This is a genomic window from Xanthomonas sp. LMG 12459 (assembly GCF_009192905.1).
Classification (GTDB): Bacteria; Pseudomonadota; Gammaproteobacteria; order Xanthomonadales; family Xanthomonadaceae; genus Xanthomonas_A; species Xanthomonas_A sontii.
Map to the genome: position 1 here is coordinate 1 of NZ_NSGT01000084.1, position 15,010 is coordinate 15,010.

A 15,010-nucleotide genomic window follows, 5' to 3' on the forward strand; every position below is an offset into this window, starting at 1 on the left:
GGAATCGGGAATGGGGAATGGCAAGGGCGGATTCCGGCGCGCCCAACTGAACGCCAATGTGGCGGGGAATCGTGGCCAGCGCCAATGCTGCAGTGCGCAACGCTCTGCGATTCCCTAATCCCGATTCCCCATTCCCGGCTTTTCAGCCCCGTCCCTTCACCAACGTGCCGATCTCGGCGCCGCGGAGGATCTTCAGCAGTTCGCCGGGCTGGCCCATGTTGAAGATGCGCAGCGGCAGGTCGCTGTCGCGGGCCAGGGCGAAGGCGGCGGTGTCCATCACTTCCAGGTTGCGGGCGATGACTTCGTCGTAGGTCAGGCTGTCGAAGCGCACCGCGTCGGCGTGCTTCTTCGGGTCCTTGTCGTACACGCCGTCGACCTTGGTCGCCTTCAGCAGCAGGTCGGCACCGATCTCGATCGCGCGCAGCGCGGCGCCGGAGTCGGTGGTGAAGAAGGGGTTGCCGGTGCCGGCGGCGAAGATCGCGATGCGGCCCTTTTCCAGGTGGCGGATCGCACGGCGGCGGATGAAGTCCTCGCACACGTCGTTGATCTTGATCGCGCTCATCACGCGCACCTTGGCGCCGAGCTTTTCCAGCGCGTCCTGCATCGCCAGCGCGTTGATGACGGTGGCGAGCATGCCCATGTGGTCGCCGGTGACCCGGTCCATGCCGTTGGCGGCCAGACCGGCGCCGCGGAAGATGTTGCCGCCGCCGATCACCAGCGCCACTTCCGCGCCGGCCTGCTGCGCCTCGATCACCTCATGGGCGAGGCGATTGATGATCTTCGGGTCGATGCCGTAGTCCCCGTCTCCCATCAGCGCTTCGCCGGACAGTTTCAACAGGATACGGCGATAGGCGAGCTGGGACATGGCGACCTCGTTGGGGGATGACGGGCAAACCACACGATTTTAGCCGATGCGCGCCAGCGCGTCTGTGCCGCCGGCGATGCTTCAGCGTTGCGCCTCGCCGGACGAACGCGCGGTGACGCGATTGCGGCCGCCGTGCTTGGCGCTGTACAGCATGTCGTCGGCCGCCTGCAGCAGTTCCTGCGCGCTGTTGAAACGCTCGCGGCCGCCCTGGGTGGCCACGCCCGCGGAGAAGCTGATGTGCAGCGGCCCCTGCTTGGTGTCGGCCATCGGCCGCTGCGCGATCTCGGCGAGGATGCGCCGCATCACGCCCAGCGCGGCCTCTTCGCCGGTGTTGGGCAACAGCACCAGGAATTCCTCGCCGCCGAAGCGCGCCACGGTGTCGCTGGCGCGCAGCATCGGCTGCAGGGTCTGCGCGAATGCGCGCAGGACCTGGTCGCCGACCAGGTGCCCGTGCGCGTCGTTGATCTTCTTGAAATCGTCCAGATCGATGAAGGCCACCGACAGCGGCCAGTCGTGGCGATTGGCCAGTTCGAACTGCTGCTTGAGCAAAGTGTCCAGCTGGTGCCGGTTGAACACGCCGGTGAGCGCGTCGCGGCTGGCCTGTTCCGCCAGGCGCCGTGCGTGCTGCTCGTACTCGTCGGCGCGCTGGCGCACGCGGTTGGCTTCCTGCACTTCGCGCAGGTTGCGCAGCACCATCAGTTCGCGGGCATGGCTGATGATCGCGTCGACCCGCTCCGGCTGCGCGATGCGCACATCGAAGATCGGGCTGACCGCCGGCAGCGCCTCGGCGATGTGGCCCACCACCTCGTCGAAACGGCGGCTGTCCAGTTGCAGGTCGCGATAGGCGCACTGCATGGCGTGGGTGCGCGCGGCTTCGGGGTCGTCGCTGAGCCAGATGTCGGCGACGGCGCCGGACAGGCGCACGCAGATGTCGAAGGGTTCGGTCGCGGCGCCGGCAGTGCCGCCGCCGCCGATACTGCGCTGCAGGTACGCGGGCAGCTTCCATTTCTGCGCCAGCCAGGCGCCGACCTCGGCGCGGTCGGCGCCCAGGTGCTCGCGCTCCAGCGCGCTCAGCCGTTGCGGATCGCCGGCGGCCTCGTGCAGCAGAGTGGCGTACTGGTCGTGGCAGACGTGCAGCAGGGCCAGTGCGCCCATGTCCTGCAGCAGCCCGGCCAGCATCAGTTCCTCGTGCTTGCGCAGCCCCGCGGCCTGGCCGAGCAGGCGGCTGGCCAGTGCCGCCAGCACGCTGCGCCGCCACAGCCGTTCCTGCGGCTCGCCGCTGCCGCCGCGCAGGCTCTGCACCATCGAGAAGCCCAGGGCCAGGCTCAGCGCGGCGTTGAGGCCGAGCATGGTCAGCGCCTGGCCGAGGTTGTCGACGCGGCGCCGGCTGGCGTACAGCGGGGAATTGGCGATGCGCAGCATGCGCGCGCTCAATGCCATGTCCATGGCGATCGCATCGGCGGTCGCGGCCAGGTCCACGTCCGCATCCTGCGCCAGTTCGATGATGCGCAAGGCAACGCCGGGGGGCGAGGGCAGGTCGCGGGAGTGACTCAGGATCGCTTCGAGTTCAGGATGCATGCACTTCCGATACGGCATGGAATGAGAGGTGGGGGAGCGGCCTGTCCCGGCCTGCGCAGCGTACACCCGTAAAAAAAAAGCCGCGACAAGCGCGGCTCTTTTCTTCCCGGGAGCGGGATCAGGCCAGGCCGGCCTGCTTCATCACTTCGGCGGCGTAGTCTTCCACCACCTTCTCGATGCCTTCGCCCACTGCCAGGCGCTGGAAGCCGACCACGTCGGCGCCGGCGGCCTTCACCGCCTGCTCCACGGTCTGGTCGGTGTTCAGCACGTAGGGCTGGCCGTACAGGGTGACCTCGTTGACGATCTTGGCGATCTTGCCGCTGATGATCTTCTCCAGGATGTCGGCCGGCTTGGCCTTGTCCTTCTCCGACATCTTGGCCAGCTCGATTTCCTTTTCCTTGGCCACGAACTCGGCCGGGACGTCGGACGCCTTGACGTGCGGCGGGTTCATCGCCGCGATGTGCATGGCGATGCCGCGGGCCAGGTCGGCGTCGCCGCCCTTGACCTCGACCAGCACGCCGATGCGGCCGCCGTGCACGTAGGCGGCGACGTTGTTGGCGCTGTCGATGCGCACCAGGCGGCGCACCTGCACGTTCTCGCCGACCTTGGCGATGACCGCGGCACGGGCTTCCTCGACGGTCTCGCCGCTGGGCAGCTTGGCGCTCTTCAGCGCTTCGACGTCGGCGGCGCCGGAGGCCAGGGCGGCCTGGACGACGGCGTCGGTGAAGGCCAGGAAGTTGTTGTCCTTGGCGACGAAGTCGGTCTCGGAGTTGATTTCGACCAGGACCGCCTTGCCGCCGTCCTGGGCCATCGCGATGCGGCCTTCGGCGGCGACGCGGTCGGCCTTCTTGTCGGCCTTGGCCAGGCCCGACTTGCGCAGCCACTCGGCGGCGTTGTCGATGTTGCCGGCGTTCTCGGTGAGTGCCTTCTTGCACTCCATCATGCCGGCGCCGGTGCGCTCGCGCAGTTCCTTGACCAGGGAAGCAGTGATTTCCACGGGATGTCCTCACGAAAGGTGGGAAAAGGCCGGCTTGCGGCCGGCCGGTAGATCTGGGAAGCGGGCGCCGCAGGCGGCGCTCGCGAAGCCGGGCGCGCCGAACGCGCCGGGCGGCGGCTGCGCATGATCGCGCAGCCGCATGGCGCGCCGGTTACTCGGCGGCGGGAGCGGTCTCTTCGGCCTTCTTGCCGTTCTTGCGCGGGCCGCGGCCCTTGTCGTCGGCGCCCTCGGCGAACTCTTCCTCGCGCACGCTGGCGGCGTTCGGCGCAGCGGCCTTGCCTTCCAGCACGGCGTCGGCGGCGGCACGGGCGTACAGCTGCACGGCGCGGATGGCGTCGTCGTTGCCCGGGATGGCGTAGTCGACCAGGTCCGGGTTGTAGTTGGTGTCGACCACCGCGATCACCGGGATGCCGAGCTTCTTGGCTTCCTTGATGGCGATGTCTTCATGGCCGATGTCGATGACGAACAGGGCGTCCGGCAGACGGTTCATTTCCTTGATGCCGCCCAGCGAGGCTTCCAGCTTGTCGCGCTCGCGGCGCAGGGTCAGCACTTCGTGCTTGACCAGCTTGTCGAAGGTGCCGTCGGTCTCGGCCGCTTCCAGCTCCTTCAGGCGCGCCACCGACTGCTTGACGGTGCGGAAGTTGGTCAGCGTGCCGCCCAGCCAGCGCTGGGTCATGAACGGCTGGCCGCAACGCTCGGCTTCTTCCTTCACCGCGTCGCGGGCGCTGCGCTTGGTGCCCAGGAACAGGATGGTGCCGCGCTTCTGCGCGACGCTGGAGATGAAGTTCATCGCGTCGTTGAACAGCGGAACCGTCTTCTCGAGGTTGATGATGTGGATCTTGCCGCGCGCGCCGAAGATGTACGGCGCCATCTTGGGGTTCCAGTAGCGGGTCTGGTGGCCGAAGTGGACGCCGGCTTCCAGCATCTGACGCATGGTGACCTGAGGCATTGCAGTGACTCCTGATGGGGAACCGGCCGTGCGCGGGCAGGAATGGGTGAAGCGCGCGCATGACGGCGGCCTTGCGGGCCGCACGACGATTCCGGGGTTGGGCCTCCCTGCCGCCTCCGTGGCCGAACTCCTTGCGGAGCACCCCGGCACGGGCGATGGCGGCAGGTGTGAATTCGCCGGTGCGTCCGGCGTGGACGGTCCATCGGCCGATGACAGGCACGACGAAGCCGCGCACTATACCTGGCGGACGGCGGTGGCGCAATGCGCCGGGCGGTTCACTCGGCCGGCAGCGGCTGCAGTGGCGCCTGGTCGTCGAGCCGTGCCGCGAAGCGGCCGCCGGGCGCGGCCGCGGCGGCCGGCAGCGGCCAGCGCTTGTAGTCGCCGGCCAGGATGTAGCCGGCGAGGCTGGGGAACAGGGTCTGGGTGCGGCCGTCGGCGCCGACGAAGCTCAGGTCGCTGAGCCGGGCATGGGCGCTGCCGCGGTTGTGCACCACCAGCTCCGGCCCGCGCGCGCCGGCGATCAGGTGGGCGCTGAGGCGCGGTGCGGCTGCCGGGTCCGCAGGGCTCAGGAACACGGGCGTGGAATAGCGCAGCAGCAACGGAGCGCCCTGCGTGGCAGGCGCGCCGGTGTCGGGTGGGGCGATGCGTTCCTCCAGCACCAGGCGGTAGGCGCCTTCGTTGGCGCTCGCAGGGCCGGTACGCACCAGCCGCAGCAGTTGCCGCCCCTGCGCGGGGATGTCGATCGACTGCGGGCTGGCGCGGACCTCGTCGGTGCTCTCCAGGTCGTCCATCCCGTCGCTCTGCCGCCAGCGGTACACCGTGACCTGCGCCTGCCAGTGGCGGTCCTGGGTATTGCTCAGCCAGATGTCGGTGCTGGTCTCGCCGGGTGCCAGTTGCACCAGGGTCGGACTGATCCGCACCCCGGCCGCGCCAGCACTGCCGGCCAGCGCCAGCAGCAGCGCCGGCAGCAGGCGCGCGCGAGCGCGGCCCACTAGAACGCGACCGTGGCGTAGCCCGCCGACGTGCCCGGCGTGATGCCGGCGGCGGGCAGGCTCAAGGCCAACGCCATGCCGGCGCCGGGCGCGGGTGTGCCGTCGATGCTGACCTGGTAGGCCAGCGGGCGGTTGCAGGCGACCGTCGGCAGTGCCCCGGGTTGCGGACGCGCCGGGGCGCCGATCTCGCAACTGCGTTCGATACGGATACCGATCCGCAACATCGCGCCGCCGGTGCCGACGGCGGGTTGCGCAGCCGCGTCGACGCCGGCCACGCACAGGCTTGCCAGCAGCAGCGGTCGCAGGAACGGCGCAGTCATCGAGCGGAACTCCGGGGAGGACACAGCCAATAGCGGCCCGACCCCCCGGCAACTTGACCGGCGCCACGGCGCCGTTCAGGCCTCAGTAGGTGACGGTGACCTTGACCACGTCGCTGTAGCTGCCCGGGGCGGGCGTCTGCCGGGCCGGGACCTGCCCGTACAGGGTCAGCGTCTGTGCGCTGCCGGTCCCGGTGCCGGTCTGGGTATCGGTATTCAGGGTGCTGCCCCAGCGCTGGGTGCGCGCAGCGTCGCGGTACAGCTCATAGGTCAGGTACTGGCCGCTGGCGCTGCGCATGCGGCGCACGTTGCCGCTGGCGTTCTGGCCATTGTCCAGGCTCACCTGCCAGGCGGTGCGGTAGCGGCAGTTCATGCTGAGCACGGTGGTGTAGTTCAGCGGGTTGTCGATCAGGCCGGACTGGGTGCCGAAGTCCAGGTCGGCGATGCTGGCGATGGTGCAGGTCGGTGCGGCGGTGGCGCTGGCCACGAACGGGAACTGCACCGAGGTGCCGCCGCCCTTGCCGCCGGTGGTGCAGGAGGTGGGAATCACCGCGGGGTTGCCGACCAACGGCTCGTCGTAGCGGTACTGCAGGTTGGTGTACACGCCGCTGAAGCTGTTCTGGTAGGTCCCGGTGGCGATACCGCTCTGCAACGGGACGCGCGCATAGATGGTGTAGGTGCCGGTGCCGCTGCCGCCGGTCGCCAGCGACGAGTAAGTCAGGTCCACCTGCAGCGGCGTGGAACCGCTCAGCGCGCTGCCCCAGATCAGGCTGCGCGCGCTGTCGCGGTAGAGCTGGAAGCCGAGGCTGTCGTTGAGCGGGTTGAGCATGCGCCGTGGGGTGATGCCGAAGCCGGCACCCTGCGCGCCCTCGCCGATGTTCAGGCACATGCGCACGTAGATCGTGCCCAGCACGCTGATCGCGCCGGTCTGGCAGGTCACCAGGATCTGTGCGGTGGCGTCGGTGGCGGCGGTGTCGGAGAGGGTGCCGAAGCTCACCGCCGTGGCCTGCGCGGTACAGGTGGTGGTCGCGGCAGCGCGCTGCGGCAGCAGCGCCGCGGCCACCAGCAGCAGCGCCGGCAGCCATATCCGCCAGGCGCGCGCGCTCACGGCGTGCGCCCCGACAGGCAGCGCAGCGGACCCAGCCGGGTGGGCGGCGCCTGCGTCGGGCGCTCGATCCGGAACCGGCAGCGGCTTCCTTGCATGTCCACCTCCAGGTCGTTGCGGCCGGGCGCGAGCCCTTCCACATAGGCCTGGCCATCGTAGCCGACCACGGTGTCGACGCCCGGTCCATGCACCCGGCTGCCGACCGGCAGCGGCGCGTCGGCGGCGTCGTGCAGTTGCACCAGCACGCCGTCGCTGCGGCGGATCGGGAACGCCACCACCACCCCGGTCCGATCGCGCGGCACCACGATCTGGTCGACCTGCTCCGGCCGCAACTCGGGCGCCAGGCGCATCGGATCGATCGACAGCCGGTTGTGCTGCCAGGCCAGCAGCGGCGTGACCAGCAGGAAGCCGCGCGCATCGGTGCGGCCGATCGGCCGGTTCTCCAGCAGCACCGGCACGTCGGCGACGCCGCCGGTGGAGACCAGGGCGAAGGCCTGGTCGAGATCGCGGCCAGGGAACCAGCCGCCGCCGATCCAGGCCACGCCGCCCGACGCTTCCGCATAGGCGTAGCGCTGGCCGCCGGCGCTGGCGATGCCGCCGGCGTAACGGGCGCTGTCGCCACGCCAGCTGGCCTCGGCCAGGCCGCCGCCGCCGTCCTGCCCGCCGCGCGCCTGCAGCCGCCAGCCGCTGCCGCCGTCGGCGGCGGCCGCCTGGCTGAGGTCGGCCGTCGCACTGGTGCGCGCGCCGATGCGTTGCACGGCGACGCCCGCCTGGCGGCGGCCGTCCAGGGCGATCGACCAGCCCAGGTACACGCTGCGGTCGCGGGCCTGATCCAGGTTCTGGTTGACGCTCAGGTTCAAGGACGATTGCCACGGCAGGGTCCGGGTCCAGAACAGACTGGCATAGCGCTGGTCGCCGCTGTCGGGGTAGGCCAGGCGCACATAGCTCAGGGCGATATTGCCGACGCCGTTCCAGGTGCTGCCGAACAGGGCGCGCTCGCTGACCCGCGGCGGCGCGGCGCCGTAGCGCGCGGCCACGTCGCGGTAGCCGGATTGCGCGCGCTGGGTATCCATCGCTAGGTTGAAGCGGCCGTTGTTCCAGCGGTAGCTCAGCGCGTACTGCAGGCCTTGCTGGCCGGCCGCACCGCCGTGCGCCAGCGAGGCGCCGAACACGCCGGCGCGCGGCAACAGCCACAGGCCGCCGACCCCGGCGTAGCGCACGCCGGCGCCGGCCTCGGCATGCGCCTCGGCGGTGAAGCGCGGGCCGAGGCCGCGCCGCCAGCTGGCGCTGCCGACGGTGTCGCCGGCATAGGCGAAATCGGCGACGCCGTACGCCTCGCGCACCCGGCCCAGCGCCAGCGACCAGTCGGTCAGCCCGCTGGCCAGCAAGTCCTGGGTCGCATAGAACGGAAAGGCCAGCGAGCGGGTGCGGCCGTAGGCGTCGGTGATCACCACCTGGGCGTTGCCGGCACCGTCCACGCCCGGCGCGGCGGACAGCTGGAACGGCCCGGCCGGCAGCTGCGCGCCGTACTGGCGGATGCCGTTGACGTACAGGTCCACGCTGGACGGCACCGCCACCTCGCCGAGGAATTCCGGCAACGGGGTGATCGCGCGATACGGCTGCAGGCCGAAGTCGCTGCCCACTCGCACGCCGCCCAGGCGCACGGTGCGGCTCCAACTGGTGCTGCTGCTGAAGGTGTCGCCCAGCACCACGCTGGTCATGCGCTCGGGCAGCGACCACTGCCATTGCGTGTCCAGGCGGATCGTCTGGGCACGCCAGTCCTGCTGCGGCTCGCGGTACACGCGGCCGACGAAGGACTGCCGCAGCAGGCCCTGGCCCAGGCCGAACACGCGCAGTTCGCCGCCGGCGGTGAGATTGCTGGCGCCGCCCTGGCGGCTGGCGTAGAGGTCGTAGTCGAGCAATGCGCCGGGTGAACTGGTCGCCGGCAGCGACGGCACGCCGCCGCGCGCGTCGATGCGGGTGGTGGCGACGTCGAGCAATGCCACCGGCGCGTCGATCGTCACCTGCTGCAGGCTGGCGTCGTAGCGGAAGCGCACGCCGTCCAGGTCGCCCAGGGCGATCGCCGCGCTGGCGTCGCTGCCGTCCACGCGCAGGCCGAGCTGGCGCAGGGTGGCGGCGCTGGCGCGCAGTTGCTCGCCGTCGCGTTGGAACTGGAACAGGCCGGGCTGGCGGGTCTGGTTCAGGGTGACCTCCAGGTACAGGGTCTCCTGCGCCGGAGCGGTCGCCTCGGGCCGGGGCGGGGGCTGCGGCTGGGCGACGGCGAGCGCGGCGCTGCCGGCCCACAGCGCCAGCAGCAGTTCAGGGCGCCGCGGCGTCCACGACCAGCGACTGCGCGCGCGGCTCGCCATTGATCCTTGCCTCGAACGTTCCCTGGGTCTGCGCCAGCGCCGCCGGCAGCGGCCAGCGCTTGCGCTGGCCAGGCAGCACGTAGCCGGCCAGGCCTTCGGCGATGGCGCTGCGGCGGCCATCGCCGGCGACGAACTGCAGGTCCACCAACTGCGCGTGGCCGTTGCCCTCATTGCGCACTTCCAGCGCCGCGCCCGCGCCGTCGCGGAGCAGCCGCGCGCGCAGTGCCGGCGCCGTGGTCGCGGCCGGCTTGAGGAACACCGGCACCGAATAGCGCAGCACGAACTGCAGCCCGGCGCTGGCGCTGGCGCCGGCATCCTGGCTGGGCAGTTCGTCGACCAGGATGCGATAGGCGTCCTCGCCCGCGGTGGGCGCGGGATCCAGGCGGATCACCCGCACCAGTTGCCGCGCGTGCGGCGCCAGTTGCAGCATCGGCGGGCTGAGCGCGATGCGGTCGCTGGGGTCGAGCACATCCTCGCCGTCGCGCTGCTGCCAATGGAACACGCGCACCTGCGCACGCAGCGGCACGTCGCCGCTGTTGCTCAGCCACAGGCCCTGCGCGGTCTCCTCGGTACGCAGCGACACCGAGGTCGGCGCCACCTGCAGGCTCGCCGCGACAGCCGCGCCTGCCGCCGCCAGCCACAGCGCGGCGAGCGCCGGCAGGCGCAGGAAGGAAGACAGTCGCGAACGCATGCAGGCGGCTCCGGTTACCAGGTGACGGTGGCGGTGACGACGTCGCTGTAGGAACCGGCAGGGTAGTTGGTGCTGGCGACCTGGCCGTAGACGGTGATCGGTTGCACTGCACCATTGCCGGTGCCGGCCTGGGTGTCGGTGCCGATGGTCGAGCCCCAGTTCTGGGTGCGCGCGGCATTGCGGTACAGCGCGTACGGCACGCGTGCGGTATTGCTGGCGTCGGCACTGCCCATGGTGCGGGTGGTGACCGTGGCGCCGGAGCCGGAACCGGCGTTCAGCGCGATGTTGTACGGCGTGCCGGAGGTGCAGCGCACGTTCAAGGTGCCGGTGCTGTTGATCGCGGTCTGGGTGGAATTGACGCTGCCGAAATCGACGTCGGTGGGCGCGGTCTGGATGTCGCAGACGCTGGTGATCTGGATCTTGACGTTGAAGGTGCGCGAGTCGGACTGGGCCCAGGCCAGGCCGGTCCCGGCGGCGAACAGCACGAGGAAGGCGAGAACGCGATGGAAGAGGTACATGGCAGGGTTCTTCGGTGAGGGCGGACAACCGCCGGTGCCACCGACAGTGCAAAATGCGCGCCAGTTCACATATTTATGGATCGTTATCCAGTTTTCACATGGGATGACCGCCACAGGGCGCCGTGTTCAGTGCGATGAAGGCAGCGGCGACCGCGCCGGCGTGCCAAAAACCCGGCAACGCGTCCGGCGCGTTCAGCCAGCGCCGGGATGAGCGATAATGACGACCATGACCGTCAATCTGAAAACTCCGCAGGACATCGAGAAGATGCGCGTGGCCGGCCGCCTGGCCGCCGAGGTACTGGACCTGATCGGCCCGTACGTGAAGCCCGGCGTCACCACCGCCGAGCTGGACCGCATCTGCCACGACCATATCGTCAAGGTGCAGGGGGCGGTGCCGGCCAACGTCGGCTATCGCGGCTTTCCGAAGACCGTGTGCACGTCGGTGAACAACGTCATCTGCCACGGCATCCCCAGTGAGGGCAAGGTCCTGAAGGACGGCGACATCGTCAACATCGACGTCACCGTGATCAAGGACGGCTGGCATGGCGACACCAGCCGCATGTACTGCGCGGGCACGCCGTCGGTGATGGCGCGGCGCCTGATCGAGGCCACCTACGAGGCGATGTGGCGCGGCATCCGCGCGGTGAAGCCGGGCGCCACGCTCGGCGACGTCGGCCATGCCATCCAGCAGTACGCCGAGAGCGAGCGCTTCAGCGTGGTGCGCGAGTACTGCGGCCACGGCATCGGCAAGGTCTACCACGACGAACCGCAGGTGCTGCACTACGGCCGGCCGGGCGACGGCCTGGTGCTGAAGCCGGGCATGACCTTCACCATCGAGCCGATGATCAACGAGGGCACGCGCTACACCCGCGTGCTGCCGGACGGCTGGACCGTGGTGACCAAGGACCGCAAGCTCTCCGCGCAATGGGAACACATGGTCGCCGTCACCGAGGATGGGGTGGAGGTCCTGACCCTGTCGCCGGGCGGCCTCGGCGAACCGTGAGCCTGCTGCCGGCCGGTGCCGATGCCGGCATGCCCGGTGCCGGCGTCGACGACGCCGGCTGGGCGGCTGCTGTCCGGCAACTGCTGGCGCAGACCGATGCGCGGCTGAGCAAGCGTTTCGACCAGGGCGATGACATCGATCGCCTGCTGGCGCTGCGCGCGCGCGCGCTGGACCAGTTGATCCGCCACGCCTGGAGCCGCTGCGTGCCGCGCGAGGCCGGGCTGGCGTTGTTCGCGGTCGGCGGCTATGGCCGTGGCGAACTGTTCCCGCGCTCGGACATCGACCTGCTGGTGTTCGGCGACCTCGATCCCGCCTACGAACCGGCGCTGGCACGGCTGTTCCCGCTGTTGTGGGACGCCGGCGTGCCGGTGAGCCATGCGGTGCGCTCGGCCGCGCAGTGCACCGCGGCCTGCGCCGACCAGACCGTGCTGACCGCGCTGATCGAGGCGCGCCCGCTGCAGGCCGACGCCGCCGCCAAGGCGGCGCTGGCGGCGGCCATCGCCCCGCAGCGGGTGTGGCCGCCGCGCGAATTCTTCATGGCCAAGCGCGAGGAACTGCAGGCCCGCCACCAGCGCTTCGGCGACACCGCCGACAACCTGGAGCCGGATATCAAGGACGGCCCCGGCGGCCTGCGCGACCTGCATACGCTGGGCTGGATGGCGCTGCGCGCGTTCGGCGTGCGCGACCTGGAGCCGTTGATCGGGCTGGGCCATGTCGGCGGCGACGAGGCCGCCGCGCTGCGCCGCGAGCGCCGCGAACTGGCGCGCTTGCGCTACGGGCTGCACCTGGTCGCCAACCGTCCGGAAGAGCGCCTGCGCTTCGATTACCAGAAGACCCTGGCGCAGCGCCTGGGCTTCTCCGACGACGTCGAGAGCCTGGGCGTCGAAAAGATGATGCAGCGCTTCTATCGCAGCGCGGCGATCGTGCGCCGGCTCAGCGACCGGCTGCTGCAGCGCTTCGAGGAACAGTTCGACGGCGAAGCGCAGCCGCAGCCGCTGGACGGCGGCTTCTCCTTGCGCCGTGGCTACCTGGCTGCCGACGACGAGCGCTGGCCGCAGGCCGATCCGGTGCAGGTGTTCGCGCTGTTCGCCACCTGGGCCGCGCACGGTGAGATCCGCGGCCTGCATTCGCTGACCGCGCGCGCGCTGGCCGAGGCGCTGCCGCATCTGCCGGCCTACGCCAGCGCCAGCCCGACCGCGCGCGAGCGCTTCCTGGCGCTGTTGCGCGGCCCGCGCGCGGTGCAGACGCTGACCCGGATGGCGCGGCTGGGTGTGCTCGGGCAGTGGATCCCGGCGTTCGCGCAGGTGTCCGGGCGCATGCAGTTCGACCTGTTCCACGTGTACACGGTCGACCAGCACACGCTGATGGTGCTGAAGAACATGGCGGTGTTCGCCAACGCGCGCGCCGACGAACGCTTCTCCATCGCGCATGAAGTCTGGCCGCGGCTGCGCAAGCCGGAACTGCTGCTGCTGGCCGGCCTGTTCCACGACATCGCCAAGGGCCGCGGCGGCGACCATTCGGAGCTGGGCGCGGTGGATGCGCGCGCGTTCTGCGCCGCGCACGCGCTCAGCGCCGCCGACACCGAACTGGTCGCCTGGCTGGTCGAGCAGCATCTGCGCATGTCGGTGACCGCGCAGAAGCAGGACATCGCCGATCCGGAGGTGATCCATCGCTTCGCCAGCCTGGTCGGCGACCGCGAGCGCCTGGACTATCTGTACCTGCTGACCTGCGCCGACATCGCCGGCACCAGCCCCAAGCTGTGGAACGCGTGGAAGGACCGGTTGCTGGCCGATCTGTACTTCGCCGCGCGCCGCGCCCTGCGCGAAGGCCTGGAGCATCCGCTGCCGGTGGCCGAGCGCCTGCAGGAGGCGCGCGAGGCCACGCGCGCGCTGATGCACATCCAGGGCCACGACGACGCCATCATCGACCGCCAGTTCGCCGGCATGCCGGACGAGAGCTTCCTGCGCTTCCGTCCCGAGCAACTGTCCTGGCAGGCGACCTCGCTGATGGAGGTGGAACTCGGTGGCACCCTGGTCAAGGTGCGCCCGGTCACCCCCGACGACGCGGCGCTGGAAGTGTTCGTGTATTCGCCGGACCGCGACGGCCTGTTCGCCGCGATCGTGATGACCCTGGACCGGCTCGGCTACGGCATCCATCGCGCGCGCGTGCTCGACGCCCCGCACGGGGCGATCTTCGACACCTTCGAGGTGATGCCGGCCGACGCCTTCGCCAGCGGCGACATCGCGCAGTTGCAGGCCGGACTGCGCGAGGCGCTGGCCGGCGACCTGGCGCGGCTGCGCCCGGCGCGGCGGGTGGTGCCGCGCCAGCTGCGGCATTTCCGCTTCGCCCCGCGCATCGAATTCCGCGAAAGCCTCGACGGCCGCCTGACCCGGCTCAGCCTGGTCGCGCCCGACCGCCCCGGGCTGCTGTCGGACGTGGCCCAGGTGCTGCGCCGGCAGCACCTGCGCGTGCACGATGCGCGCATCGCCACCTTCGGCGAGCGCGCCGAGGATCTGTTCCACATCACCGACGAGCACAACCTGCCGTTGCCCGACGCCGCCCGCCAGGCGTTGCAGGCCGCGCTGCAGGCCTGTCTGGACCCCGATACCCCGCCTGGAGACCCCCGCTGATGGCCACCAAGAAGCCTGCCGCCAAGAAGTCCGCTGCCAAGACGGCGGCCCCCAAGAAGACGGCCAAGCCGGTTGCCGCAAAGCCGGCGGCGCCGACCGCGGCGAGCAAGCCCGCCAAGCCCGCGCCGAAGCCGCTGCGCGCCAAGCCGGTGGCCGTGCCCAGCGCCGACGAGCTGAAGTTCACCATCGACAGCGCCTTCGAGCGCCGCGCCACGCTGACGCTCGACGAGATCGAGGGCTCGACCCGGCCGGTGGTCAACCGCGTCATCGACGGCCTGGAAAGCGGCGAGTTCCGTGTCGCCGAGCCGGACGGGCACGGCGGCTGGAAGGTCAACGAGTGGCTGAAGAAGGCGGTGCTGCTGTACTTCCGGGTCAACGAGATGGCCGTGGTGGAAGCGCAGCCGGCGCCGTTCTGGGACAAGGTGGAATCGCGTTTCGCCGGCTATCACGAAGCCGAGTTCCGCAAGGCCGGCGTGCGCGTGGTACCGGGCGCGGTGGCGCGCCGCGGCAGCTACTTCGGCAAGGACGTGGTGCTGATGCCGAGCTTCACCAACATCGGTGCGCACGTGGGCGAGGGCACCATGGTCGACACCTGGGCCACGGTCGGTTCCTGCGCGCAGATCGGCAAGCACTGCCACCTGTCCGGCGGCGCCGGCATTGGCGGCGTGCTCGAACCGCTGCAGGCCAGCCCCACCATCATCGAGGACCACTGCTTCATCGGCGCGCGCTCGGAAGTGGTGGAGGGCGTGGTGGTCGGCCATCACAGCGTGATCGGCATGGGCGTGTTCCTGGGCCAGAGCACGCGCATCTACAACCGCGCCACCGGCGAGATCTCCTACGGCTACGTGCCGCCGTACAGCGTGGTGGTGTCCGGGCAGTTGCCGTCCAAGGACGGCTCGCACTCGCTGTACTGCGCGGTGATCGTCAAGCAGGTCGACGCCAAGACCCGCAGCAAGACCAGCGTCAACGACCTGCTGCGCGGCCTGGCCGACTGAG

The 15,010-nt window shown here is 70.5% G+C and carries 12 protein-coding genes and 1 pseudogene; 3 read left to right on the forward strand and 10 right to left on the reverse strand.

Features of this window, described 5'->3' with window-relative positions:
* Positions 1–142: 142 nt before the first annotated feature.
* The 10 genes from pyrH to CEK65_RS16840 form a co-directional block, all read right to left on the reverse strand.
* The gene (pyrH, locus tag CEK65_RS16795; protein WP_010344040.1) at positions 143–865 is read right to left on the reverse strand and encodes a UMP kinase; all 723 of its coding nucleotides are present in this window, start codon (positions 863–865) and stop codon (positions 143–145) included.
* Between the two features lie 81 nt (positions 866–946).
* Complete coding sequence (locus CEK65_RS16800; RefSeq protein ID WP_152182433.1) at positions 947–2,443, reverse strand: GGDEF domain-containing protein; 1,497 nt, start codon at positions 2,441–2,443, stop codon at positions 947–949.
* A 118-nt stretch (positions 2,444–2,561) separates the two neighbouring features.
* Positions 2,562–3,440 (reverse strand): translation elongation factor Ts, encoded by an 879-nt coding sequence (gene tsf / locus CEK65_RS16805; RefSeq protein WP_017908840.1) that lies wholly within the window; start codon positions 3,438–3,440, stop codon positions 2,562–2,564.
* A 151-nt stretch (positions 3,441–3,591) separates the two neighbouring features.
* Positions 3,592–4,389 carry a 30S ribosomal protein S2 gene (rpsB, locus tag CEK65_RS16810; RefSeq protein ID WP_017911569.1) on the reverse strand — a complete coding sequence of 266 codons (798 nt, stop codon included), beginning with the start codon at positions 4,387–4,389 and terminating at the stop codon, positions 3,592–3,594.
* Between the two features lie 275 nt (positions 4,390–4,664).
* On the reverse strand, positions 4,665–5,381 hold the full coding sequence (locus tag CEK65_RS16815) for a fimbria/pilus periplasmic chaperone (RefSeq protein ID WP_152182434.1): 717 nt from the start codon (positions 5,379–5,381) through the stop codon (positions 4,665–4,667).
* Positions 5,381–5,701, reverse strand: a complete 321-nt coding sequence (locus CEK65_RS16820) for a hypothetical protein (RefSeq protein WP_017916088.1) — start codon at positions 5,699–5,701, stop codon at positions 5,381–5,383. Before CEK65_RS16820 ends, CEK65_RS16815 begins: the two co-directional genes overlap by 1 nt.
* Before the next feature lie 82 nt (positions 5,702–5,783).
* Entirely contained in the window at positions 5,784–6,806 is a 1,023-nt protein-coding gene (locus CEK65_RS16825; protein WP_152182435.1) for a spore coat U domain-containing protein, read from the reverse strand.
* Positions 6,803–9,172, reverse strand: coding sequence for a fimbria/pilus outer membrane usher protein (locus tag CEK65_RS16830; RefSeq protein WP_152182436.1), 2,370 nt, complete (start codon positions 9,170–9,172; stop codon positions 6,803–6,805). Before CEK65_RS16830 ends, CEK65_RS16825 begins: the two co-directional genes overlap by 4 nt.
* Positions 9,123–9,863 (reverse strand): molecular chaperone, encoded by a 741-nt coding sequence (locus CEK65_RS16835; protein WP_152182437.1) that lies wholly within the window; start codon positions 9,861–9,863, stop codon positions 9,123–9,125. The genes CEK65_RS16830 and CEK65_RS16835 overlap by 50 nt, the downstream gene beginning before the upstream one ends.
* A gap of 14 nt (positions 9,864–9,877) precedes the next feature.
* The gene (locus tag CEK65_RS16840) at positions 9,878–10,381 is read right to left on the reverse strand and encodes a spore coat U domain-containing protein (protein WP_017912102.1); all 504 of its coding nucleotides are present in this window, start codon (positions 10,379–10,381) and stop codon (positions 9,878–9,880) included.
* A gap of 226 nt (positions 10,382–10,607) precedes the next feature.
* Here CEK65_RS16840 and map point away from each other — a divergent pair, with 226 nt between their 5' ends.
* The 3 genes and pseudogenes from map to dapD all read left to right on the forward strand — a co-directional run.
* Positions 10,608–11,384 carry a type I methionyl aminopeptidase gene (gene map / locus CEK65_RS16845; RefSeq protein WP_017911155.1) on the forward strand — a complete coding sequence of 259 codons (777 nt, stop codon included), beginning with the start codon at positions 10,608–10,610 and terminating at the stop codon, positions 11,382–11,384.
* A gap of 29 nt (positions 11,385–11,413) precedes the next feature.
* Entirely contained in the window at positions 11,414–14,014 is a 2,601-nt protein-coding gene (locus CEK65_RS16850; protein WP_152182463.1) for a [protein-PII] uridylyltransferase, read from the forward strand.
* A gap of 2 nt (positions 14,015–14,016) precedes the next feature.
* Positions 14,017–15,009: pseudogene (dapD, locus tag CEK65_RS16855) on the forward strand (2,3,4,5-tetrahydropyridine-2,6-dicarboxylate N-succinyltransferase); the annotation flags it as partial.
* Between the last annotated feature and the right edge of the window lies 1 nt (position 15,010).